At 69.4% G+C, this 22284-nt stretch carries 25 protein-coding genes; 16 read left to right on the top strand and 9 right to left on the bottom strand.

Annotated features, from left to right (window positions below; all coding sequences use genetic code 11):
• Positions 1–22 precede the first annotated feature (22 nt).
• From kynU to OG876_RS22400, 7 genes are read left to right on the top strand one after another with little or no spacing between them, the layout of a single operon-like run.
• Positions 23–1279, top strand: a complete 1257-nt coding sequence (kynU, locus tag OG876_RS22370) for a kynureninase (RefSeq protein ID WP_328518548.1) — start codon at positions 23–25, stop codon at positions 1277–1279.
• A complete protein-coding gene (locus OG876_RS22375) occupies positions 1276–2577 on the top strand; it encodes an FAD-dependent oxidoreductase (protein WP_328518549.1) in 1302 nt (433 codons plus the stop codon). Before kynU ends, OG876_RS22375 begins: the two co-directional genes overlap by 4 nt.
• The gene (locus OG876_RS22380; protein WP_328518550.1) at positions 2574–4076 is read left to right on the top strand and encodes a 2-hydroxymuconic semialdehyde dehydrogenase; all 1503 of its coding nucleotides are present in this window, start codon (positions 2574–2576) and stop codon (positions 4074–4076) included. Before OG876_RS22375 ends, OG876_RS22380 begins: the two co-directional genes overlap by 4 nt.
• The gene (locus OG876_RS22385) at positions 4073–4501 is read left to right on the top strand and encodes a RidA family protein (protein WP_328518551.1); all 429 of its coding nucleotides are present in this window, start codon (positions 4073–4075) and stop codon (positions 4499–4501) included. Before OG876_RS22380 ends, OG876_RS22385 begins: the two co-directional genes overlap by 4 nt.
• Positions 4502–4503: 2 nt before the next feature.
• Complete coding sequence (locus OG876_RS22390; RefSeq protein ID WP_328518552.1) at positions 4504–5022, top strand: 3-hydroxyanthranilate 3,4-dioxygenase; 519 nt, start codon at positions 4504–4506, stop codon at positions 5020–5022.
• Positions 5023–5025: 3 nt separating this feature from the next.
• Entirely contained in the window at positions 5026–6039 is a 1014-nt protein-coding gene (locus OG876_RS22395) for an amidohydrolase family protein (protein ID WP_442914016.1), read from the top strand.
• Positions 6036–6758, top strand: a complete 723-nt coding sequence (locus OG876_RS22400; protein WP_328518554.1) for an alpha/beta hydrolase family protein — start codon at positions 6036–6038, stop codon at positions 6756–6758. Before OG876_RS22395 ends, OG876_RS22400 begins: the two co-directional genes overlap by 4 nt.
• Positions 6759–6763: 5 nt before the next feature.
• Here the strand turns inward: OG876_RS22400 and OG876_RS22405 are convergent, their stop codons facing one another.
• From OG876_RS22405 to OG876_RS22415, 3 genes are all read right to left on the bottom strand, one after another.
• On the bottom strand, positions 6764–7822 hold the full coding sequence (locus OG876_RS22405) for a Fic family protein (RefSeq protein ID WP_328518555.1): 1059 nt from the start codon (positions 7820–7822) through the stop codon (positions 6764–6766).
• A gap of 128 nt (positions 7823–7950) precedes the next feature.
• Positions 7951–8628: an O-methyltransferase gene (locus OG876_RS22410; protein ID WP_328518556.1), complete on the bottom strand. Its 678-nt coding sequence runs from the start codon at positions 8626–8628 to the stop codon at positions 7951–7953.
• Between the two features lie 148 nt (positions 8629–8776).
• On the bottom strand, positions 8777–9559 hold the full coding sequence (locus tag OG876_RS22415) for a DeoR/GlpR family DNA-binding transcription regulator (RefSeq protein ID WP_134108530.1): 783 nt from the start codon (positions 9557–9559) through the stop codon (positions 8777–8779).
• Between the two features lie 110 nt (positions 9560–9669).
• Between OG876_RS22415 and OG876_RS22420 the strand changes: the two genes are divergently transcribed.
• Entirely contained in the window at positions 9670–10542 is an 873-nt protein-coding gene (locus OG876_RS22420; RefSeq protein WP_328526947.1) for an SIS domain-containing protein, read from the top strand.
• Here the strand turns inward: OG876_RS22420 and OG876_RS22425 are convergent.
• Positions 10529–11710, bottom strand: a complete 1182-nt coding sequence (locus OG876_RS22425) for an MFS transporter (RefSeq protein ID WP_328518557.1) — start codon at positions 11708–11710, stop codon at positions 10529–10531. The two genes, OG876_RS22420 and OG876_RS22425, sit on opposite strands and share 14 nt — an antisense overlap.
• Before the next feature lie 73 nt (positions 11711–11783).
• On the opposite strand from OG876_RS22425, the gene OG876_RS22430 reads away from it, so the two are divergent.
• Entirely contained in the window at positions 11784–12314 is a 531-nt protein-coding gene (locus OG876_RS22430) for a CGNR zinc finger domain-containing protein (protein ID WP_328518558.1), read from the top strand.
• Positions 12315–12350: 36 nt separating this feature from the next.
• On the opposite strand, the gene OG876_RS22435 is transcribed toward OG876_RS22430, so the two are convergent.
• Positions 12351–13346 (bottom strand): LacI family DNA-binding transcriptional regulator, encoded by a 996-nt coding sequence (locus OG876_RS22435; RefSeq protein WP_328518559.1) that lies wholly within the window; start codon positions 13344–13346, stop codon positions 12351–12353.
• Between the two features lie 160 nt (positions 13347–13506).
• On the opposite strand from OG876_RS22435, the gene OG876_RS22440 reads away from it, so the two are divergent.
• From OG876_RS22440 to OG876_RS22465, 6 genes are all read left to right on the top strand, one after another.
• Complete coding sequence (locus tag OG876_RS22440; protein WP_328518560.1) at positions 13507–13728, top strand: biotin/lipoyl-binding carrier protein; 222 nt, start codon at positions 13507–13509, stop codon at positions 13726–13728.
• Positions 13729–13878: 150 nt separating this feature from the next.
• The gene (sigE, locus tag OG876_RS22445) at positions 13879–14559 is read left to right on the top strand and encodes an RNA polymerase sigma factor SigE (protein ID WP_328518561.1); all 681 of its coding nucleotides are present in this window, start codon (positions 13879–13881) and stop codon (positions 14557–14559) included.
• Positions 14556–15167, top strand: a complete 612-nt coding sequence (locus tag OG876_RS22450) for an anti-sigma factor family protein (RefSeq protein ID WP_328518562.1) — start codon at positions 14556–14558, stop codon at positions 15165–15167. The genes sigE and OG876_RS22450 overlap by 4 nt, the downstream gene beginning before the upstream one ends.
• A 3-nt stretch (positions 15168–15170) precedes the next feature.
• Positions 15171–16226, top strand: a complete 1056-nt coding sequence (locus OG876_RS22455) for a sigma-E factor regulatory protein RseB domain-containing protein (RefSeq protein WP_328518563.1) — start codon at positions 15171–15173, stop codon at positions 16224–16226.
• An 80-nt stretch (positions 16227–16306) separates the two neighbouring features.
• Entirely contained in the window at positions 16307–17761 is a 1455-nt protein-coding gene (locus tag OG876_RS22460) for a S1C family serine protease (RefSeq protein ID WP_328518564.1), read from the top strand.
• Between the two features lie 119 nt (positions 17762–17880).
• Positions 17881–18219 carry a sec-independent translocase gene (locus OG876_RS22465; RefSeq protein ID WP_328518565.1) on the top strand — a complete coding sequence of 113 codons (339 nt, stop codon included), beginning with the start codon at positions 17881–17883 and terminating at the stop codon, positions 18217–18219.
• A 2-nt stretch (positions 18220–18221) separates the two neighbouring features.
• Here the strand turns inward: OG876_RS22465 and OG876_RS22470 are convergent, their stop codons facing one another.
• Positions 18222–18674: a hypothetical protein gene (locus OG876_RS22470; protein ID WP_328518566.1), complete on the bottom strand. Its 453-nt coding sequence runs from the start codon at positions 18672–18674 to the stop codon at positions 18222–18224.
• Between the two features lie 90 nt (positions 18675–18764).
• Here OG876_RS22470 and OG876_RS22475 point away from each other — a divergent pair, with 90 nt between their 5' ends.
• The gene (locus OG876_RS22475; RefSeq protein WP_328518567.1) at positions 18765–19376 is read left to right on the top strand and encodes a TetR/AcrR family transcriptional regulator; all 612 of its coding nucleotides are present in this window, start codon (positions 18765–18767) and stop codon (positions 19374–19376) included.
• On the opposite strand, the gene OG876_RS22480 is transcribed toward OG876_RS22475, so the two are convergent.
• The 3 genes from OG876_RS22480 to pspAB all read right to left on the bottom strand — a co-directional run bounded on the left by OG876_RS22480 (position 19350) and on the right by pspAB (position 22281).
• Positions 19350–20450: a GNAT family N-acetyltransferase gene (locus tag OG876_RS22480; RefSeq protein WP_328518568.1), complete on the bottom strand. Its 1101-nt coding sequence runs from the start codon at positions 20448–20450 to the stop codon at positions 19350–19352. The two genes, OG876_RS22475 and OG876_RS22480, sit on opposite strands and share 27 nt — an antisense overlap.
• A 44-nt stretch (positions 20451–20494) precedes the next feature.
• Positions 20495–21640, bottom strand: a complete 1146-nt coding sequence (locus OG876_RS22485; protein WP_328518569.1) for an Mrp/NBP35 family ATP-binding protein — start codon at positions 21638–21640, stop codon at positions 20495–20497.
• Between the two features lie 77 nt (positions 21641–21717).
• Complete coding sequence (gene pspAB, locus OG876_RS22490) at positions 21718–22281, bottom strand: PspA-associated protein PspAB (RefSeq protein ID WP_328518570.1); 564 nt, start codon at positions 22279–22281, stop codon at positions 21718–21720.
• Positions 22282–22284 lie beyond the last annotated feature (3 nt).

The raw sequence follows: 22284 nt of genomic DNA on the forward strand, positions 1-22284 counted from the left end.
TACCGGACGAGGTTGCCCAGGCGTGACCGCGGAGGATGACGCGCTCGAGCTGGATGTCGCGGATCCAGGGCACCGCGACCTCTTCGACGTACCCCCTGCCCAGGGCGGCGACTACCCGGACGTGGCGTACTTCGCGGGCAACTCGCTCGGTCTGCGGCCGCGAGCGACGCGGGTCGAGCTGCTCGAGGATCTCGACGCCTGGGCCGCGCTCGGCGTCGAGGGGCATCTCGACGCGGCCCGCCCCTGGCTGCCGTACCACGAACTGCTGACCGGTCCCGCCTCCCGCCTGGTCGGTGCGTTGCCGAGTGAGACCGTGGTGATGAACTCGCTCACCGTCAACCTGCACCTGCTGATGGTCTCGTTCTACCGCCCGACCCGCTCGCGGCATCGGATCGTCATCGAGGACGCGGCCTTCCCCTCGGACAGCTACGCCGTCCGTTCGCAGGCTCGGTTCCACGGGTACGACGCCGACGACGCGATCATCCGCCTGCGGCCCCGGCCGGGCGAGGACAGCCTGCGTACGGCGGATGTCGTTGAGCAACTGGGTGGCGATGTGGCCCTGGTGCTGCTGGGTGGCGTGAACTACCTGACCGGTGAACTGATGGATATCCCGATGATCACCAAGGCCGGTCACGCGGCCGGTGCGATCGTCGGGTGGGATCTCGCGCATGCCGCTGGGAATGTCCCGTTGGCGTTGCACGATTGGGGTGTGGACTTCGCTGCTTGGTGTTCGTACAAGTACCTGAACGCAGGCCCTGGTGCGCTCGCGGGCGCCTATGTGCACGAGCGGCACCTGGGCGGTGACCTGCCGCGGTTCGAGGGGTGGTGGAGCACGGAGGCGTCGACCCGGTTCGAGATGACGCCGGAGTCGCGACCGCCCGCCTCCGCAGATGCCTGGCAGGTGTCGAACCCGCCGATCTTCTCGATGAGCCCGGTCCGGACATCGCTGGAGATCTTCGACAAGATCGGCATCGGGGCGCTGCGCGAGCGCAGTCTGCGGCTGACGGCGTACCTGGAGGAGCTCTTGACCTCGGTGACCGATGGACGGCCGCTGCGGGTGATCACACCTGGCGACCCGGCCCGGCGCGGCGCGCAGCTGTCCTTGCGGATCGGCGGGATGCGGGCGGGTGAGCTGGCGCGGCGGTTGCGGTTCGAGTACGGCGTGATCGCGGACTCGCGGGAGCCCGACGTACTGCGGCTGGCACCGGTGCCGCTGTACTCGACGTATCACGACTGCTGGCGGGCCGCGTCCGCACTGGCCGGGGCGGTGCCGGCATGAGGGTCGCGATTGTCGGAGCAGGGCTGACGGGGAGTCTGCTGGCGTGTTTCCTGGCACGGCGTGGGTTGCCGGTGACGTTGTACGAGCGGCGGCCGGATCCGCGGGCCGGTCAGGCCGAACGCGGGCGGTCGATCAACCTGGCGATCTCCGAGCGTGGGCTGGACGCGCTGCGCCGGATCGGGCTGGTCGATCAGGTGATGGCGGACGCGTTGCCGATGAAGGGCCGGATGATCCATCCGGTCTCCGGGCCGCTGGATTTCCAGGCCTACTCGGCGTCGGGTGATCGGGCGATCAACTCGATCAGCCGGGGTGCGCTGAACAACGCTCTGCTGTCCGCGGCCGCGGATGCGCCCGGGGTGACGGTCGAGTTCGAGCACCGGTTGGTGGAGCTGGACTCGCAGGCGGGGCGGATGGTGTTCGCGACGCCTGCCGGGAAGGTGTCGGCTTCGGCGGACGTGGTGCTGGGTGCCGATGGGGCCGGTTCCGCGGTGCGCGAGCAGTTGCTTGCCGAGGGCATCGTTGCTGAGGACGTCGACTTCCTCGACTACGGTTACAAGGAGCTGTCGATCCCGGCGGTCTCCGGTGACTTCGCGCTGGATCCCGGAGCGCTGCACATCTGGCCGCGCGGGACGTCGATGATGATCGCGCTGCCGAATCCGGATCGGTCCTTCACCTGCACACTCTTCTGGCCGGCCGGCTCCTTCGACGCGCTGACCGATCCTCCGGGGATCGAAGCGCATTTCCGGGAGAACTATCCGGATCTGTTGCCGTTGGCGCCGGACCTGGTGGACGACTACCTGCACAACCCGGTCGGCGTGCTCGGCACGGTGCACACCCTGCCCTGGCAGGCTCACGGGCGTACGGCGTTGCTCGGCGACGCCGCCCACGCCATCGTCCCGTTCTACGGTCAGGGGGCCAACTGTGCCTTCGAGGACGTGGTCGAGCTGGACCGCTGCCTGGACGACACCGGCGGCTCGTGGGCCCGGGCGCTCCCGCTGTTCGAGGCGCGCCGCCGCGAGAACACCGAGGCGATCGCCGACATGGCTCTCGACAACTTCGTCGAGATGCGCGACAAGGTGTCGTCTCCGGTCTTCCGGCTGACGAAACGCGTCGAGCACGCGCTGGAGCGCCTCCTCCCCGGCACCTACGTCTCCCGCTACGAACTCGTCTCCTTCTCGACCACGCCGTACGCCGAGGTCCAGCAGCGGGTACGTCGTCAGCACCAGGTGCTCGGGATGGGTGCAGTCGCCGCGGCGGGCGTGCTGATGGGGCTCTTGCGAAGGAGGGGCCGGCGATGAGCCTGTGGACAGCCGAGTTGCTGACCGGGCAGCCCAGCTCGGTCGGGCTCCTGCGGCACTTCGTCGACGGCGCGTTCGTGGAGAGTCCGTCGACGTTCGCGAAGATCAGCCCGGTCACGGGAGAGCAGATCTTCGACGTGTGCGAGGCGGACTCCGAGACTGTCGACGCGGCGGTGAACGCCGCCCGGGCGGCGCTGCGTGGCCCGTGGGGACGCATGAGCGAGCAGGAGCGGGCGGCGGTGCTGCGGCGGGTCGCGGACGAGTTGGAGCGGCGGTTCGAGGATCTGGTCGCGGCCGAGGTGGGGGACACCGGGAAGTCGATCAGCCAGGCGCGGACGCTCGACATCCCGCGGGGCGCGGCCAACTTCCGGGCGTTCGCCGACTTCGCGACCACGGCGCCGACCGAGTCGTACACGACCGTGCTGCCGGACGGGCGGCGGGCGTTGAACTACGCCGTACGGAAACCGGTCGGTGTGGTGGCGATCGTCGTACCGTGGAATCTGCCGCTGCTGCTGCTCACCTGGAAGGTCGCGCCGGCGCTTGCCTGTGGCAACGCGGTGGTGGTGAAGCCGTCCGAGGAGACGCCGGCGTCGGCGACCGTGCTGGCCGAGGTGATGGCGGCGGCCGGCGTACCGCCCGGTGTCTTCAACCTCGTGCACGGATTCGGCCCGTCGTCGGCGGGGGAGTACCTGACCCGGCATCCCGGCGTCGATGCGATCACGTTCACCGGCGAGTCCGCGACCGGTACGGCGATCGCCAAGGTCGCCGCGGATCGGGTCAAGGCCGTGTCGTTCGAGCTCGGCGGGAAGAACGCCGGGCTGATCTTCGCCGACGCCGACCTCGACGCGGCGGTCGAGGGCTCGGTGCGGTCGGTCTTCACCAACGGCGGCCAGGTCTGCCTCTGCACCGAACGCCTCTACGTCGAACGGCCGATCTTCGACGAGTTCGCCGCCCGGCTGGCCGCACGCGCCGCCGAGCTGACGTACGGCTGGCCCGCCGACGAGGCGACGATGAACATGCCGTTGATCTCGAAGCAGCACCGCGACAAGGTCCTGTCGTACTACGACCTCGCGCGGGCCGAGGGCGCGGAAGTCCTCGCGGGTGGCGGCGTACCGTCGTTCGGCGACGCCCGTGATGGTGGTTGCTACGTGCAACCAACCGTGGTGGCCGGGCTGCCGCCGGACGCGCGGACGAACACGGAGGAGATCTTCGGCCCGATCTGTCACATCGCGCCGTTCGACACCGAGGAAGAGGCGTACGCGCTGGCGAACGACAGCGTCTACGGTCTCGCCGCAACGGTCTGGACCCGGGACGTCGGCCGCGCGCACCGCGCGGGCCCGGCGCTGGACGTCGGCATCGTCTGGGTCAACACGTGGTTCTTGCGCGATCTCCGCACGCCTTTCGGCGGGATGAAGCTCTCCGGGGTCGGCCGCGAGGGCGGCAGGCATTCGCTCGACTTCTACTCCGAGCCCACCAACGTCTGCGTGGAGCTCACATGACCGTCGTACCGGGGAAGGCGGTGCCGCGCGGCCGGTTCCCGCACGTCAAGGTGTCCGGTGGGTTCGCCTTCGTCTCGGGAACGTCGAGCCGGCGGCCGGACAACACCATCGCCGGGGCGTCGGTCGACTCGTTGGGGACGGTGTCGCTGGACATCCGGGAGCAGACGCGGGCGGTGCTGGAGAACATCCGGGACATTCTGGGGGCCGTCGGGGCGGGGCTCGGGGATCTCGTGAGTGTGACGACGTACCTGGTGTCGATGAACGACTTCGGGGGGTACAACGAGGTGTATGGCGAATTCTTCGACGAATCCGGTCCGAGCCGGACCACCGTCGCCGTCCATCAGCTGCCGCACCCCCAGCTGCTGATCGAGATATCCGCCGTCGCGGCCATCCCACAAGGACACAGCCCGCACAAGGAGGAATAGGTATGGCCAACCTGGAGTCGACGAACTTTCCGCAGTGGATCGAGGAGAACAAGCACCTGCTGAAGCCGCCGGTCGGCAACAAGCAGATGTTCCCGACCGGGGACGACTTCATCACGATGGTGGTCGGCGGGCCGAACCAGCGCACCGACTTCCACGTCGACCCGTACGAGGAGTTCTTCTACCAGATCAAGGGCACCATGCACGTCGACGTGATGACCGACGACGGGCCCGCCCGGGTGGACATCAACGAGGGCGAGATGTGGGTGCTGCCGCGGAGCATGCCGCACTCACCGCAGCGCGACGCGGACTCGATCGGCCTGGTGATGGAGCGGGTCCGCGAGCCGGGCACGCTGGAGAAGTTCCGCTGGTACTGCGCCAACTGCAACGGGATCGTGCACGAGGTCGAGCTCCAGGTGACGGACATCGTGGCCGACCTGCCGCCGGTCTTCAACGCGTTCTACGAGAGCGAGGACGCCCGCACCTGCCCGCACTGCGGCACCGTGCACCCCGGTAAAGGCTAGGACGTGGCCGTCGATGTCCACACTCATCTGGTGCCGAAAGGCTGGCCGGATCTCTCGGTAGCGTGCGGCGGCGACGGCTGGCCGTGGTTGCGGATCGACTCCGAGCGGGCCGCGATGATCATGATCGGCTCGACCGAGTTCCGGCCGATCGGCCCGCAGGCCTGGGACCGGGACGTCCGGCGCGCCGACATGGATGCCGACGGCATCGACCTGCAGGTGGTCTCGCCGACGCCGGTGTTCTTCGGCTACGACCGGCCGGCGGATCAGGCGGTCAAGCTGGCCAGGATCTTCAACGACCTCACCCTGGAGACGCTCGCCGGCGACGACCGTTTCGTCCCGTTCTGTCAGGTGCCGCTGCAGGATCCGGACGCGGCCTGCGCGGAGCTCGATCGCTGCCGGGCCGCCGGTCATGTCGGGGTCGAGATCGGCAACCACGTCGGCGACAAGGACCTCGACGATCCCGGGATCGTTGCCTTTCTCAACCACTGCGCCGAGACCGGGACGCCGGTGCTGGTGCATCCGTGGGACATGCCCGGTGGTCCGCGCCTGGACCGCTGGATGGCCCGCTGGCTGACCGGGATGCCGGCCGAGACCCATCTGTCCCTGCTGGCGATGATCCTGGGCGGTGCGTTCGACGCGCTCCCGCCGTCCCTGCGGATCTGCTTCGCCCATGGCGGCGGGAGTTTCGCGTTCTGGCTCGGGCGGCTGGAGAACGCCTGGCACCGGCGCGGCGACATCGTCCGTGGTTGCTCGCAGCACCCACCGTCGTACTACCTGGATCGGATCCTGGTCGACACGGTGGTGTTCGAATCAGCGCCTTTGCGGCTCCTTGTCGATACCTTGGGGGAAGACCGCGTTCTGGTCGGCAGTGATTATCCCTATCCACTGGGTGAGCGGCCGGTCGGGGAGGTGGTACGGACGGCCGGTTTCCTGACCGCGGATCAGCAGCACAAGCTGCTGTCCACGAACGCACTGCACTTCCTTGGAATCCACCGCAGTCTCGGGAGGTCTGAATGAGTGAAGACCGATCGGTTCTGTCCCGCGCGGCGCGCGGGCCCGACGAGGAGCTCCGCTACGGCGACCACGCGGACCAGGTGATCGACTACTGGCACGCGAAGGAGTACCGGCCGCTGGTCGTGTTCGTGCACGGTGGTTTCTGGCGGCCGAAGTACGACCGGATGCACGCGCGCCCACTCGGCGAGGCCCTCTCCGACCTCGGCTGGCCGGTGCTGTCCCTGGAGTACCGCCGCGAGCCCGGCGATCCCGATGTCACCGCGACAGACGTCCGTACGGCGCTCGAGGCGCTACCCGACCTGGTCGACGTCCACGCGGGCTACGTGCTGATGGGCCACTCCGCCGGCGGCCAGCTGGCCCTGTGGGCGGCCGCAACCCTCAACCCGGTCCGGCTCCGCGGCCTGATCGCCCTCGCCCCCGTCGCCGACCTCCTGATGGCCGACCGGATGGGTCTCGACGGCGGCGCCGTCCAGGACTTCATCGGCACCGGCGTCCGCAACGACCTCGACCCCGTCCACCTCCCGGCGTCGATCGCCCCGGTCAGCCTGATCCACGGCACCCGCGACACGATCGTCCCGATCAGCGTCACGGAGTCCTACTTCACCGCCCACCCCACCGCCCACTTCATCCGCGCCCAGGACTGCGGCCACTACGAACTGATAGACCCCCTGACCGAGCCCTTCCACGACGTAACCGCCGAACTAACCCGCCTGACGGGCTGAGGAACTCAATCCTGATCGGGGATCCGCCGCCAGACGGCGCCTCGTCCGGCGCCTTCGGGGCTGACCTTCTGCTCGTTCTTGAGTTCTTCCAGGACGAGCCGAATGGTCTGGTCGCTGACTCCTGGCAGCGCCGTACGGACGTCCGCAAGGCGAAACACCGGGGCCGCGTGCTTGAGGACGTGGGCTCGGACCCGGTCCTGTTTCGTGCCGCCGCTCCGATCGGCCGCCGCGCGGCGCGCGAAGGTCCGGTACGCCGATGCCAGCACCGTGACGAAATATGACAGCCATGGCCACGGGTTCGCCTGATCGTCGTGCCAGTCGTCGGTCGAGCGGAGGAGCGCCGTGTAGTACTCGTCCGCGGAGTCTGCGATGAGCTGCTCGAGGGAGACCCAGCGGCACACCTCGTACCCGGCGTCGACAAGAAGTGCGTTGGTCAGCGCCCGAGCGACGCGGCCGTTCCCGTCCGCGAACGGATGGATGACGAGCAGGTCGAGGACCATCAGACCGACCAGCAAGACCGGGTGGTGCCTGGCATCGGCCTGAGCGTCCCGGTAGCGAGCGATGAGATCCGTGAGGTACTCGGCCGTCTTCGCGGCCGGAACGGGCACGAACCGCACGGTCGTGCTCCCGTCGGGCGAGCGATCCACGACGAGGTTGTCGTCGGTCTTCAGCTGACCACCGGGGTACGCCGTCTCGGACCAGAGCAGCCGGTGCAGGTGCAGCAGCAGCCCGACGTTCAGCGGGTGCCAATCCTCCTGGAACAGATAGTCGAGCGCTTTGCGGTAGCCGACCAGCTCCTGCTCGCTTCTGTTCCGCAACACCCCAGCACTGCCGTCGATGACACGCTCCGCCCGCTGAGCATCGGGAACGACGACCCCCTCGATGGCCGAGGAGGCGGTGATGCTCTGGATCCGGGCGCGGTTGGCGAGCTCGGTCAGCAGCGCCGGCAACTGATGCCGATACAGCGCCTCGCTGCCCCGACCGGTGTCGATCGACCGGAGCCACATGACGATCTCAGCCGGGACCTGGCCGATCAAGCGGTCAAGGTCTGCGAACGAGCGCACCCGAATCCTCCAAAGAAACCAACAAACATACTAATCACTGCTCATCTTAGTATGATTATCGGTTTCGTTAGTATGTTCTATCCTTGCGCCGTCACGCTCGGTGCTGCCTGATTACTCTTTGTTATGCTTCAGGGGAGGCGTTTGGCGGCGGTGAGGAGGCCTTCGGAGGTGGGGAGGAGGGCTGAGACGAGGTCGTCGTCGTCGCGGACGGCGCGGATCAGGTCGCGGAGGGCGGTGGTGTCGGGGTCGCGGCGGGCCGGGTCGGCGACGCGGCCGCCGGTGAGGATGCCGGCGAAGGCGACGATGCCGCCGGGGCGGAGCAGGCGCAGGGCCTCGTGCAGGTACGCCGTGTTCTCACGCCGGTCGGCGTCGCAGAAGACGAGGTCGTAGTGGCCGTCGGTGAGCCGGGTGACCACATCCAGCCCGGCGCCGGCGATCAGGCGGAACCGGTTCGACGGGACACCGGCGCCGAGGAACGTCTTGCGGGCCAGTCGCTGGTTCTCGGCGTCGATGTCGACCGTGGTCAGGGTGCCGTCGGTGCGCATCCCGCGCAGCAAGGCCAGCCCGGAGACGCCGGTGCCGGTGCCGATCTCCACTACCGCCTTGGCGCCCACGCCGGCGGCGAGCAGGCTCAGCGCGGCGGCCGCGCCGGGGCCGATCGCGGTGATCCCGCTCTCGTCGGCGCGCGCCCGCGCACCGGTGACGACTTCGTCCTCACCGGTGTAGTCCTCGGCGTACGCCCAGGACGTCGGGTCGATGCCGGTGGCGATGATGCCCTCCCAAGATTCTGCCGCTGCGCTCCTCATGCTGATCCGAAGCCTAGCGGCAAGAGGTCCGCATTCCGTGTCTCCCGCGCGGAGACTGCGCACTCTTGCTCATTACACACGGCCTTGAATCAGATATGATCGTCGCACCAGACAAAACCGGGCCCAGTGAAGGAGGTGCGGAGTGCGGTCAGGCGCGGATGACGTCGATGCCGGCTTCCTTGAAGACGGTCAGCTGGGATTCGTCGGCCTGGGCGTCGGTGACGAGCGTGTCGATCTCGCTCAGCTCGCAGATCCGGGCGAACGCGCGCTGCCCGAGCTTGGAGGAGTCGGCCACCACGACCACCTTCGCGGCCCGGCTGACGATCAGCTGGTTGATGTTCGCCTCGCCCTCGTGATGGGCGGTGGCGCCGGTCTCGTCGATCCCGTCGACGCCGATGAACGCGATGTCCAGGGACAGGTCGGACAGGATCCGGTGCGACAGCGGCCCGATCATCTCGTAGGATTGCGGCCGCGCGACACCGCCGGTCAGCACCATCTTCACGTGCGGCCGGACGATCAGCTCGTTGGCGATGTTCAGCGCGTTGGTGACGAGGGTGAACGCGGGCTCGCCGTGCTCGGCGGACAGCTCCGGCCGGGTCGCCAACGTGCGCGCCACCTCGGAGATTGTGGTGCCGCCGTTCATCCCGATCACCATGCCGCGCCGCACCAGCGTGGCCGCGGCCTGCGCGATCCGCTGCTTCTCGGACGCGAAACGCGCAGTCTTGTAGCGCAGCGGGAGGTCGTACGACACCGCGTTGGCGACCGCGCCGCCGCGGGTCCGGGTGAGGAGCTGCTGCTTGCCGAGGTGGTCGAGATCGCGCCGGATCGTCGCCGCGGACACGTGCAACTGCTCGGCGAGCTCGTCGACGTCGATGGCGCCCTTCTCGGCGAGCGACTCGAGCAAGGTGTTCAGGCGTTCATAACGCTTCACCCGGGGCTCCTCCTTCACACAATCGGTCAGCCGGGTGGCGGCTGGTTGGCACCATTCGATCACGTTCGAGCAGTTTCGACCATGACAAGTGCGGAGACGACATGACGCAGATGCCTTTTGTGAGCACTGAGATCGCCACTCAACCAGACCTCTGGCGACAGGTCGCGGACGGTTTCGCGCAGTACGGCGGTGCGTTGCCGAAGCCCGGTCAGCGGGTCGCGGCCGTCGGCTGCGGCACGTCGTGGTTCATGGCGATGGCGTACGCCGCCCTGCGCGAGGATCTCGGCCAGGGTGAGACCGACGCGTTCGCGGGATCGGAGTTCCCGGCCGGCCGCGCGTACGACGTGGTGGTCGTGATCAGCCGGTCGGGTACGACGACCGAGGTGCTGGACCTGATCCGGACCACGGACCTGCCGACCGTCGCGATCACGGCGACCCCCGGCTCGCCGATCGTCGAGCTGGCCGACCAGACCATCATGCTCGACTTCGCCGACGAGCAGTCCGTCGTGCAGACCCGCTTCGCGACCACGACGCTGGCGTTGCTGCGCGCGTCGCTGGGCGAGGACCTCACGCAGGCCGCCGCGGACGCTCAGACCGCGCTGACCATCGACGTGGACGATCTCGCGAAGCTCGAGCAGGTCACGTACGTCGGCACGCGGTGGACCGTCGGTCTGGCCCACGAGGCCGCCCTGAAGCAGCGTGAGGCGGCGTCGGCGTGGACCGAGGCCTACCCGGCGATGGACTACCGGCACGGCCCGATCGCGATCGCCCAGGCCGGGCGTGGCGTCTGGGTCTTCGGCGAGGCCCCGGCCGGTCTGCTCGACGACGTCGCCGCCACCGGCGCGACCGTCGTGCACCACCCGGACCTCGACCCGATGGCGTCGCTGGTAGTGGCCCAACGGGTCGCCGTCGCCAAGTCTCTCGCCCTCGGCCTGAACCCGGACCAGCCCCGCAGCCTCACCCGCTCCGTCATCCTCGACTGACCGCGGGCGCGGCGGCCTTCCTCGAGATCGCGGCCACGCGGCCGAGGACCGCCGCCGCGACGAGCCCGACGGCCACGACCAACAAGGCCCTATCGGTGCCGATGGCCGGGACGAGGAGGCCACCGGCGGCCTGGCCGAGGGCGGCCGCGCCGACGCGCAGGCTGGCGGCGGTCGTACTGACGCGGCCCTGGAGTGCCTCGGGGCTGTAGCGCTGCCGGGCGGCGAACATGGCCGGCAGCGTCGGCCCCTCCAGCAGCCCGGACAGCGCAGCCAACAGCAGGAGTACGGCGAAACTCGCGGCAAGCGGCCAGGTCGTCAGGGCGAGGCCGTAGGCCGCGACAGACGCCATGACGACGTGCTCCGGACGCCAGCGAGTCTGGAGCCGTCCGAGCAGCAGAGCGGTCGCGATGCTGCCGATCTCCAGTGCGGTCCACAGGTAGCCCGCGGCGGACCGCGGCATCCCGAGTGCGGCCGTGTGCAGCGGCAGAGTGATCAGCAGGATGCCGGTCATGCCCATGAGCAGCGTTGTGGTCACAGTGGACGCTCGGAGCCGCGGTGTGCGTGCGAGGTGGGTGAGACCGCCGATCACCGACGCCATGAAGGGCTCGCCGTCAGTTCCCGCGGGTGGGAGCGCAGGCAGCTGGGTGATGGCGCAGATGCTGAGTACCGCGGCCACGGCGATGACCAGGACCGCGGCCTCCACCGACACGGTCGCTGCGATCGTGGCAGCCGTCGCCGGACCGGTGATTGTGGCGGCGCCGAAGCTCGCGGCCTCCAGCGAGTTCGCCCGAGCCAGCCGAGCTCGAGGGACCAGACTCGGCAACATGCTGGTGAAGCCGCCGCTCACCATCGGCAGCGTCGCACCGGCGACCGCTGCGAGCGCTGGAGCGATCCAGTGCGCACTGTGGCCGACCACGGCCAGCAGGCTGAGCATGACCACGCCCAACACCGCCTGGTTGAGCGCGAGCGCACTCCGGCGGTACGGCGTCCTGTCGAGCCACGCACCGAGGAGCGGGCCGGTCACCACCGCGGGCAGCGCGTAGGCGGCTCCGGTGATCCCAGCCAGCGCGGGACTGTCCGTGCGGTCCAGGACGAGCAGCACCAGCGTGAACGCGACCATCTCGTCGGCAAGCCGGGCCAGGGTCGCTGCCAGGTAGTAGCTGGGCACGCCGATCCTCCTGTAACGCGATAGCGGCAGTTACGCGTTACGCTATCAAAGGCGTTACCGATAGGAGTGGGCAGTGGAGATTCAGACACCGGATCGGCTGGTGCGGCTCGCGGTCGACCTGGTCAACACCCGCACCCGCGACCCGGAGCAGCTGACGACACCGGACGCGGTCCGCGAGTTCCTTCTCGCCCATAGCGAGTCCGACCCGATCGAGCTGGACGAAGGCGACCTGGCCGAGGTCCGCGCGGTTCGTGAGCGGATCCGGCCGGTCTTCCACGCCGATCCGGCGGACGCGGCCAGAACGCTCAACGAGTTGCTCACGGAGTACGCCGTACGGCCGTATCTGTCCGAGCATGACGGGGTGCCGTGGCATCTGCATGTGGCCAAGCCGGACGCCACCTGGGCCGAGTGGCTGGCGGCGACGTCGGCGCTCGGACTCGCGAGTTTCGCGGCCGGCCATGGGTTTGACGCGATCGGCTCGTGCGCGGCCGCGGACTGCGAGCGGGTGTTCGTCAATCCGGCCGAGCGGCGGCCGCGCAAGTACTGCACCCCGACCTGCGCCAGCCGCACCAGGGTCGCCACGTATCGAGCACGCCGGCGCTGAGGCACGGCGAGGGCGGGGGGCAGGGAGTGGAGGGGGTCAGACCGTCTCGGCGATGACCAGTTGAGGTGCGACGTACTGGATGCCGGGCTCGGGGTTGGGTTCGAGGAGGCGGGACGCGACCTGGCGGCCGATCTCCTCGAGCCCTACCTCGATCGTGGTCAGGTGCCGGCTGACGCGCTGGTCATGCATCAACTGCTCCCAGTTGTCGACGCCGATCAGCGCCACGTCACCCGGGACCTGCCGGCCACTCGCCCGGATGACGCGCTCGGCGCCCCGGGCGATCGCGTCACTGCCACAGAAGATCGCGTCGACGTCGGGGGCCGAGGCCAGCACCTCGCGGGCGGCCTCCTCACCCCAGTCCTCCCGCCAACGGCCGAAGCGCACCGGCGTCACCCAGTCCAGGCCCGCGTCGGCGAGCACCTGGCCGGCGCCCGCGGCCCGGCGCTGCGCGGCGTTGTCGTGCGGCTCGGCGGTGATGTGGGCGATCCGGCGGCGGTCGGCCGACAGCAGGTGGGTCGCCGCGAGCCGTCCGATCGCGGTGTCGTCCGAGGTGATCGTGACGTCGTCCGGGTCCTCGGTGAAGGTGAAGGCGTAGATCACCGGTACGTCGAACCGGCTGGTGAGCGACGGGGTCGGGAACGACGTGCCGGTGCCGATCACGATCACGCCGTCGATCCGGCGGGCCCGCAGTTGCAGGATGCTCTCAGTGACGTCCTGCTCGTCGATCCGCGCGTCGTACAGCAGGATGGCCTGCTCCTTGGCGCCGAGCTCGGTGGCGGCGGTGGCCAGCACGACCCGGGTGAACGGATTCGACGCGCGGTGGGTGAGCACACCGATGGTCTGGCTCCGGCCGCGGGCGAAGGACCGGGCCAGCGCGTTGTGCCGGAAGCCGAGCCGGTCCGCGGTGACGCGGACGTGCTCACGGGTCGCCGCCGAGATCCGGTCGGTGCCGTTCAGGGCTTTGGACGCCGTCGACAGCGACACCCCGGCCGCCGCGGCCACGTCGGACAGGGTGATCAGCTGATCGGCCATTTCCTCATCGTAGTCAGCTTCGTGCCGTTCCCAGCGGGCTCACCGGGGCACCAGGGCGTGCTTTGCGAAGTCGCTTTCGCACGCGGGGAGGATCCGGCTACGCCGAGGCGGGGTGGCGCGCCTAGGATCGGGGCGGGACATCCGACCGGAGGAGTACGAGTTGAGTCACACCGTGGTGGCCGAGCTGGTGGCCAATGTGCTGAAGGTCACAGCCAAGGCCGGCGACACGGTGGGGCCGGAGGACACCCTGGTCATCCTGGAGTCGATGAAGATGGAGATCCCGGTGCTGGCCGAGGTGGCCGGCACCATCGTCGAGTTGCGGGTCGTGGAGGGCGAAGTCGTCCGCGACGGCGACCCGATCGCGCTGATCGAAGAGAAGTGATTCAACCGAAATGGCCGCCCGCGCGTCTTTACCAGTGAGGGCACCGGCCGGGAACTTCCGGTCGGGGCGTCGCGTTGAGCCGTCGTACGACGAACTCAGGGTTCAACCCGGGTTCTCCCGACGTGCGCAGAGGACGGTGACCGCGGCACCATGGCCTTCACGCTTATTGCCGAGAGGACCCTGGGAGGCGTTGCGGTGAAGCCGCTCGACACCCCGACCGCGGATGTGTCACGGCCTGCGCTCGAGCCCGTTCCGGACGCACTGCCGTCGTGGGACGAGATCGTCCGCACCCACTCCGCCCGCGTCTACCGGCTCGCGTACCGGCTGACCGGCAACAAGCACGACGCCGAGGACCTGACCCAGGAGGTCTTCGTCCGGGTCTTCCGCTCGCTGTCGTCGTACACCCCGGGGACCTTCGAGGGCTGGCTCTACCGGATCACCACGAACCTGTTCCTGGACGGCGCCCGCCGCCGGCAGCGGATCCGCTTCGACGGCCTGCCCGACGACGCCCACGACCGGCTCCCGGCCAAGGGCGAGGGCCCGGCCGAGAAGCTCGACTCGGACCTGTTCGACCACGATGTGCAGGATGCGCTGGACGCGCTGCCCGAGGACTTCCGCGCCGCCGTCGTGCTCTGCGACATCGAGGGCATGACGTACGACGAGATCGCCGACGTCCTGGACGTGAAGCTCGGCACTGTCCGCAGCCGGATCCACCGCGGCCGGTCGATGCTGCGCAAGCACCTCGAGCACCGGGCCCCGCGATCCGGGCAGACCCGGGTCGGCGGCCCGCCCGCCGACGGACCGTTGATCGGTGGAGGTGAGCACCGATGACCCTGCAGCACCCGATGGACAAGCTCAGCGCCGTCGTCGACGGCGCACTCGACCACGACTCCCGGGACAAGGTGCTGAGCCACCTGGTCGGCTGCGACACCTGCCGCGCCGAGGTGGACGCGCAGCGCCGGCTCAAGGCCCGGATGGCGGCCCTGGAGTCGCCGGACCCGTCCAGCGACCTGATGCAGCGCCTGATGGGCGTCTCGTCGTTCTCCCCAGAGCCGCGTGAGGAGGTCCGTCCGGTGCTCACGCCGGCGGTCACACTCTTCCCGCAGCGGTCCGCGTTCCCGGCCGGGCGCTCAGGTGGCACCCGGCCGGGCGCACCGCGGACCACGCGCTCCCGGCGGCGAACCGGCGTACTGGGTGCGGCCGGCTCCGCTGCCGCGGTCGCATCCCTGCTCGGTACGGCGTTCGTCGTCGGAGACCCGGCCCGCTCGGAGCAGCCGCCCGCGCTCCAGCCGCCGGTCGCGAGCTTCTCGTCCGACCACGCGAGCATGACCGGCGGAGCGCCGTTCGCCGACCCGGTCGCGCTGCTGAACTCCTACAACGGGACTGGGTACGCAGGGCTGAGCCCGACGCTCCAGCCGGTGGCCCTGACAGGACGCTGACCCGTGAGCCTCTCCCGGCTCGCCGTACTGGTCAGCACAGCTCTGATCGGCTTCGGCCTGCCCACGCCCGCCTTCGCGACACCCGGTGTCTCGCGTGCGGACTCGCCGACGGCGATCAGCTGGCTGAAGAAGGCCGCCGCGGCACCCAACCGGGTCTCGTACCACGGCACGCAGATCATCACCGCGTGGGGACCGCAGGGCGCGAGCTCGGCCATGCTCGACATCGTGCACGCGGCCTCGCAGGGCTCCGAGATCAGCGTGGTCGGTTCGTCGTCCGCACCGGGCGCCAAGGCGTTCGTGCAGCGCGCGACGACCACCGGAGCGGCGATCGACGGTGGTCCGCTGACTCTGCTGCAGGCGACGTACCAGCTCGTCTACAAGTGCTGCACGGACACCATCGGGCGGACCGCCGTACTGGTTGAGGCATTGCGGGACGACCAGACGCTGGCGGCCAGGTTTTGGATCGACACGGCGACCGGACTGCTGCTGCAGCGGCAGCTGTTCAGCGTGGACGGGAAGGCGATGGTTCGCGCGACGGTGTTCACCGAGCTGGAGATCGAGGACTCGGAGTTCCTCGGGCACCTGCCGCCGATGGTGCCCAACGGGGTCGAGTCGATGGGCATGGGCAAAGTCGGCGACCTGCGCTCGGCCGGCTGGGTCTGCGCCCCGGAGCTGCCCGCGTCGCTCACGCTCTACGACGTCCACAAGGACACCAGCAACGGGTCACTGCAGTTCTCGTACTCCGACGGGCTGTTCAACGTCTCGCTGTTCGAGCAGCGGGGAGCGCTGGATCCGGCCGCGGTCGCCGGGTTCAGCAGCACCGAGAACCCGGGTGTCTACCTCCGCTACGGGATGCCGTCGTACGTCGTCTGGTCGTCCGGAGGAATCGTCTACACGCTGATCGGGGATCTGCCGCCAGACATGCTCGGCCAGGTGGTCCGCGCATTCCCGCACGACGTGCCAATGAAGCTCACCGCCATCCAGCGAATGGGCACCGGGCTGGCCAAAATCGCGACCTGGCTCACTCCGATGGGTGCGCTTTCCGGGAAACTGGGATAATCGAATCTGGAAGTGCCTCTCGGTCACCCCGAGCAGGGGCCTCCGACCGACGACCACGACGATGACGTGAGGCGGGGACCGTGACCAGCGACGACGCCGAGCCGACAGTTCCGAACCCCGCGACCGCGGAGCCGACCGCGATCCTGCCCACCAACGGCACGCCCCCCGCTGGTCCTCCTGCCGGTTCATCACCCCTGACCGCACTTGCGCCGCCGACGCCGAGTGCGGGCAACGCACCGATCCCGCCGCCGGGCAATGACGCGCCGTATCGGCAGACCAACGGACGCTCCGTGACGCAGCGCAGCTTCGGCAAGCCACAGGCGCAGGAGCCGACCTTCCGGCCGGTGTACCCGGGTCAGGCGTGGCCGACGCAGCAACCGGCGTACCGGCCGACGTACACACCGCCGCCACCGCTCGACTGGCACCAGCAGCAGGCCCGTGCGTACACGCCGGCCCCGCCGCCGAAGGCCAACCGGGTGATCACCATCGCGGCAGTGGTCGCGCTGGTGATCGGGGTGATCGCCGGAGCCGGTGCGGCCGCGACCGTCGTCACCCTCGACAACCACGGCACCCCGGTCGCCGATCAGCCCAACACTCCGGTCGGCACCGGCACCGACCCGAAGATCCGGACCGGATCCGTCTCCGCGGTCGCCGCCACCCTGTTGCCGAGTGTCGTCCAGTTGAAGGTCCAGGGCGCCGACGGCTCCGATGCCACCGGGTCCGGGTTCGTGATCGACAACCTCGGGCACATCCTGACCAACAACCACGTCGTCGCGGCCGCGGCGAGCGGCGGCTCGATCCAGGTCGTCACCCAGAGCGGCAAGAACTCGACCGCACGGCTGGTCGGCCGGTCGCCGGCGTACGACCTGGCCGTCGTCCAGGTGGTCGGCCTCGACGCGCCGTCGGTGCAGTTCGGCCGGTCGGACCTGGCCATCGTCGGGCAGGACGTGGTCGCGATCGGCTCGCCGCTCGGGCTGGCCGGCACGGTCACGTCGGGGATCATCTCGGCGAAGAACCGCCCGGTGACCACGGGCGACAGCGTGGACCAGACGTCGTACATCAATGCGCTGCAGACCGACGCGGCGATCAACCCGGGCAACTCCGGCGGACCGCTGGTCGACATGAACGCGCGGGTGATCGGGGTCAACTCCGCGATCGCGACCGTGCGCGGTTCGGAGGAGCAGAGCGGGAACATCGGGCTCGGGTTCGCGATCCCGATCGACCAGGCCCGGCGGACCGCGCAGCAGTTGATCGCAACCGGCAAGGCGTCGTACCCGGTGATCGGGGCGAGTGTGGACATGACGTTCGAAGGGGGGGCCCGGGTGAGCGCGGTGAGCACGGGTTCCCCGGCGGCGAAGGCCGGGTTGCGGGTCGGTGACGTGATCACGTCGATCAACAGTCAGACAGTGGATTCCGCCGAGGTGCTGATCGTCGCCATCCGGACGCATCAGCCGGGGGAGAGCGTCCGGATCATCTACGAGCGCAGCGGTAAAGCCCGGCAGGTGAACCTCACCTTGGCTCAGCAGATCGGCTGAGCTTCACTGGTACGGCGGGACGCGTGAAGCTGACCCGGCAGGCGGCGTGACCGGACTGCGGATACCCTTGTCGGCGTTGGGAATGTGGGCTGGACGACGATGTACAGAGAGGTGGGGACATGTTCGGCATCGGGCCGCTGGAGCTGGTCGTGATCGCGATCGTCGCCGTACTCGTCTTCGGCCCGGACCGGCTGCCGGAGTTCGCCCGGACCGCGGGCCGGCTGTTGCGTCAGGTCCGCCAGATGGTCAACACCGCGCAGACCGACCTGCGCAACGAGCTCGGCCCGGAGTTCGCCGACCTCGACCTGCAGGACCTGAACCCGAAGAACTTCGTCCGCAAGCACCTGCTCGAGGGCTCCGACGACCTCGACGACAAGGCGGTCGCCGACTTCAGCGATTCCGCCCCGCAACGCCTCCCGGCCGGCCAGAAGCCGCCGTACGACCCCGAGTCGACCTGAGGCTAATCGCGCCGGAAGAGCAGCGCGACGGCGACGGCGCCCGCGACGGCTGGTAGTAGCGCGAGAGTTCCCCAGAGTGCCGGGAAGATGCGGACTCCGTACTCGGAGGACGCCAGCAGGAGCGCGGCGAGGCCTGCGGTGAGCAGGACGACGAGCACGCCCAGGCTCGCGGCGATCCGCCGGTTCGAACGGGCAACGCCCACCACCAGCAACCACAGCAACGCGTCGACCACGGCGACGCCGTACACGAGGCCGTAGAGCAGGCCCGCGGACGGCTGCTTGCCGGACGACGCGTAGGCGGTGGTGGCGTGGTCGATAAGGGTGCGGCTGCCGGCCTGGTCCGCGATCGCGGCCGCGGCGAGGACGATCGAGAGCACCACGGCGAGCAACGCCGTACTCCGGCCTCCTCTTGCCTGCGTGGCGACTCGGGGAGTTTCAGATAGTGACTGTCTCATGCAAGTGACTGTACGAACGCGTCTCGCTCGGCGTCAAGAGTTTTAGACAGTGACTTGCTGAAGCGTGGGACTGTCTCTTAGGGTGCCGCTATGGCTACCGGACTGCGGGAACGCTGGCGTGTGAAGGCGCGGCGCACCATCCAGGAGTGCGCGCTCGACCTGTTCGACGAGCGCGGTTTCGCCGCGGTCACCATCGAGGAGATCGCCGCCGCGGCCGAGGTCTCGCCGTCGTCGGTCTACCGCTACTTCGGCACCAAGGAGGGGATCCTGGTCGCCGACGAGTTCGACAACATGAGCCAGGAGGCGCTGGAGGAGATCCTCGATCTCAACGATCCCGTCGGCAGTCTGGTCCAGATCGTGCTCAGGTACGAAGCGGCACCGGACGACGGTGAGACCTCACGGGCCGAGCGGAGCCCCTGGCGCCGGGTGCGCTACTTCTTCCAGGAGCCATCGGTCCGCATGGCCGCCTGCGCCGCCCTGGACCGCGCCGGCCAGCGCATCGCCCCCCTGATGGCGCGCACCGGCGAGTTCACCGAGACCCAGGCCCGCGTGGCCGCGAACGCCTTGGTCTTCGGCTACTTCGCCGCTCTGGAGCAGTGGTACGTCGAGGGCGGCGACCACCCGATCGCCGACTACGTCGAAGATGGCCTGACACCTCTGCGCACGATCTGGTCTTCAGCTGGAGAGGTCGGCGGCCAGTAGGTCGTAGGTGACTTTGCCGTCGAGGTGGGTGGAGAGGGGGAAGGCTTCGCGTTCGGTGCCGGTCAGTTGGAAGCCCGCCTTCTCGGCGGTGCGGCGGGCGGCTGTGTTGCTGGCGGCCGTGCGGATGAACAGCCTCCGGCCGCCGAAGCCGCCGGCGTCCTCCGCGGCGAAGTACCACTGTGTGACTCGCTCGACAGCCTCGGCCATCACGCCCCGGCCCTGCGCGTCGGGATGTAACCAGTAGCCGAGTTCGCCGTCCCGCACCTGGTCGCGATGGATCCCGAACAGGGTGATGTTGCCCAGCCCCTGGTCCGTCTCGGCATCGGCCACACACCAGTTGAACCTGCGGCCGGCGGCGGCCTGCGCGGCCATGTCCTTCAACCAGAACCGCGCGTCCTCCGCGGTGAACGGCTGCGGGATGAACGGCAGGAAGTGAGCGGTCGCCTGGTTGGTGCGAGCGGTCGTGATCCGCGGGATCTCGTCCGCACGCCAGGTGCGCAGCCGCAACCGTGGTGTCTCCAGGATCGGGTGCTCGTACCACGGCTGCCGCGGCCTGCGGGGATCGTCCGGCCCGATCCAGGCCGTCCAGGCGTCGACCCGGCGGCCGCTTTCCTCGGCCAGCGCGGGGATCGTCTCACCGAAGTGGAACCCGGTCGCCCAGGCGACCCGCCGCGACGGCCAGTTGCCGACCCGCGCCCACCAGTGGACGACGTGAAACCCGCAGGTGGTGAAGCCGAACTCGAGCAGCAACCGCACCGCCCGGCTCGCCACGCCGGCGCCTCGAGCCCATTCCGACAGGCTGTAGTGGATGCGTGCGTTGCCGTCGCCGTCCGGCTCCAGCGCGGCGGAACCGGCGTACCGGCCCTTGTACTCGACGATGAAGAGGAGCCGCTCGCGCTTCGCCCAGGCTTCGACGATGCCGTAGCCGATCCAGCGCCGCGCGTCGTCCGCGTCGAAGCCGCGGCCCGGGTCCTCCCGTTGGCGGTCGATCTGGCCTTGGAGGTCGTCGGGTCGGGGACCCCGCAGCGTGACCACGCCGTCGGTCAGGACCGGATGCTCAGCAGGAATCGGCACTCGGCCAGTCAACAACCCCGCAGGGTCTCAACAACAGGCAGGGTTCAGCGGCCGACGGGGGACAGGCCGAGTTGGCGGCCGAGGAGGCCGCGCGGGCGGCCGCCGAGCTTCGCGGCGATCTGGTCCAGGATCTGCGCGGCCGGGGTCTCCGGATCAGTGGCGACCAGCGGGTTGCCCAGGTCGCCACCACTGCGCAGGCGCTCGTCCAGCGGGATCTCCCCGAGCAGGGGGATGTTGTAGCCGAGCCGCGCGGACAGTGTCTCCGCGACCCGCGTCCCGCCGCCGGAGCCGAAGATCTCGATCCGGTGCTCGGGACCGCAGTGCGGGCAGGGCAGGTACGACATGTTCTCGACCACGCCCGCGACCCGCTGGTGCACCATCTGCGCCATCGTTCCGGCCCGCTCGGCCACCTCGGCGGCGGCCTCCTGCGGCGTCGTCACCACGATCACCTCGGCGCTGGTCAGCCGCTGGCCGACCGAGATCGCGATGTCGCCGGTGCCCGGCGGCAGGTCGAGCAGGAGTACGTCGAGGTCGCCCCAGTACACGTCCGCCAGCATCTGCACCAGCGCGCGGTCCAGGATCGGGCCGCGCCACGCGACCACCTGGTCCCGCTTCGGCTTCAGCATGCCGATCGAGATCACCTTCACGCCGTGCGCGGGCACGGGCATGATCATGTCGTCCACCGCGGTCGGCCGCTCGTCCGCGACGCCGAACATGGCCGGCACCGAGTGCCCGTAGATGTCGGCGTCGAGCACGCCGACCGAGAGTCCCTGCTGGGCCATCGCGACCGCGAGGTTGACCGTCACCGACGACTTGCCCACGCCGCCCTTGCCGGACGCGATCGCGAACACCTTCGTCAGGGAGTCCGGCCGGGAGAACGGGATCTCCTTCTCCGCCACGCCGCCCCGCAACTGCGTCTGCAGGGCCGCCCGCTGCTCGGCCGACATCACGCCGAGGTCGATCTCGACCCCGGTGACGCCGTCGAGTTTGCTGACCGCGGCCGTGGTGTCGCGCCGGAGCGTGTCCTTCATCGGACAGCCGGCGACGGTCAGCAGGATCCGTACGGCGACCACGCCGTCTTCTCGCACGACGACGGACTCGACCATGCCCAGATCGGTGATCGGCTTTTTGATCTCCGGATCCAGCACACCACCGAGCGCCGTGGTCACCTGATCAGCAGTGGGAGCCATACCCCAAGGCTACGTGCTCCCCCGAACCCGCCCGACCACCGTCCGTGTGACGTACCTCCAGGAAGGTGACCCTTACCTCACAGACCAGGGGCACCGTAGACGGGGAACCAGCGGGCCAGGTCTTGTTCGAGGCGGAGGTCGGTGGCCAGCAGGGACTTGATCTGGAGTTCGGTGGCGTTGTCGCGGCGGTCCTGGCCGGTGGGTGCGAACGGGTACCAGGAGCCGCGTTTGTACAGGTAGACCAGGCCGAGCGACTGGCTGCCGTTGGTGAAGGCGACCAGGGTGCAGAGCAGGGCGGAGCCGAAGCCGGCGTCGACCAGGGAGGTGTTCACGCCGTGCAGGTCGGTGACGAGGCCCTCGATGTTGTCGGGAGTGGTCTGGCGGACCAGCCAGGTGAAGCCGTAGGAGTCCGTGTGGCTGGTGAACTTGCCGTCGTCGAGGGCGAGCAGCTTGTCGACCTCCTCGCGCAGCGTCGAGAAGCCACCGCCTTCGGCCGCCTTGAAGCAGACCGAACCACTCCCGGTCGGCCGGAAGCCGGCCGCGGTCTCCAGGGTGATCGCGGCCGACGGGAGCGAGAACAGCTGATCGAGGTTCGGCGGAACGGCTTTGCTCCGGCCGAGCAGGATGTCGAGAAGGCCCATAGG

The organism is Kribbella sp. NBC_00359, from assembly GCF_036097425.1.
Classification (GTDB): domain Bacteria; phylum Actinomycetota; class Actinomycetes; order Propionibacteriales; family Kribbellaceae; genus Kribbella.

Excerpts from the sequence above, each read along its gene's own strand:
- OG876_RS22375 (WP_328518549.1), top strand. The coding sequence starts at position 1,276 with ATGAGGGTCGCGATTGTCGGAGCAGGGCTGACGGGGAGTCTGCTGGCG.
- OG876_RS22390 (WP_328518552.1), top strand. The coding sequence starts at position 4,504 with ATGGCCAACCTGGAGTCGACGAACTTTCCGCAGTGGATCGAGGAGAAC.
- OG876_RS22410 (WP_328518556.1), bottom strand. The coding sequence starts at position 8,628 with ATGAGGAGCGCAGCGGCAGAATCTTGGGAGGGCATCATCGCCACCGGC.
- OG876_RS22465 (WP_328518565.1), top strand. The coding sequence starts at position 17,881 with ATGTTCGGCATCGGGCCGCTGGAGCTGGTCGTGATCGCGATCGTCGCC.
- OG876_RS22385 (WP_328518551.1), top strand. The coding sequence starts at position 4,073 with ATGACCGTCGTACCGGGGAAGGCGGTGCCGCGCGGCCGGTTCCCGCAC.
- OG876_RS22420 (WP_328526947.1), top strand. The coding sequence starts at position 9,670 with ATGCCTTTTGTGAGCACTGAGATCGCCACTCAACCAGACCTCTGGCGA.
- OG876_RS22400 (WP_328518554.1), top strand. The coding sequence starts at position 6,036 with ATGAGTGAAGACCGATCGGTTCTGTCCCGCGCGGCGCGCGGGCCCGAC.
- sigE (WP_328518561.1), top strand. The coding sequence starts at position 13,879 with ATGGCCTTCACGCTTATTGCCGAGAGGACCCTGGGAGGCGTTGCGGTG.
- OG876_RS22475 (WP_328518567.1), top strand. The coding sequence starts at position 18,765 with ATGGCTACCGGACTGCGGGAACGCTGGCGTGTGAAGGCGCGGCGCACC.
- OG876_RS22450 (WP_328518562.1), top strand. The coding sequence starts at position 14,556 with ATGACCCTGCAGCACCCGATGGACAAGCTCAGCGCCGTCGTCGACGGC.
- OG876_RS22470 (WP_328518566.1), bottom strand. The coding sequence starts at position 18,674 with ATGAGACAGTCACTATCTGAAACTCCCCGAGTCGCCACGCAGGCAAGA.
- OG876_RS22485 (WP_328518569.1), bottom strand. The coding sequence starts at position 21,640 with ATGGCTCCCACTGCTGATCAGGTGACCACGGCGCTCGGTGGTGTGCTG.
- pspAB (WP_328518570.1), bottom strand. The coding sequence starts at position 22,281 with ATGGGCCTTCTCGACATCCTGCTCGGCCGGAGCAAAGCCGTTCCGCCG.
- OG876_RS22435 (WP_328518559.1), bottom strand. The coding sequence starts at position 13,346 with ATGGCCGATCAGCTGATCACCCTGTCCGACGTGGCCGCGGCGGCCGGG.
- OG876_RS22380 (WP_328518550.1), top strand. The coding sequence starts at position 2,574 with ATGAGCCTGTGGACAGCCGAGTTGCTGACCGGGCAGCCCAGCTCGGTC.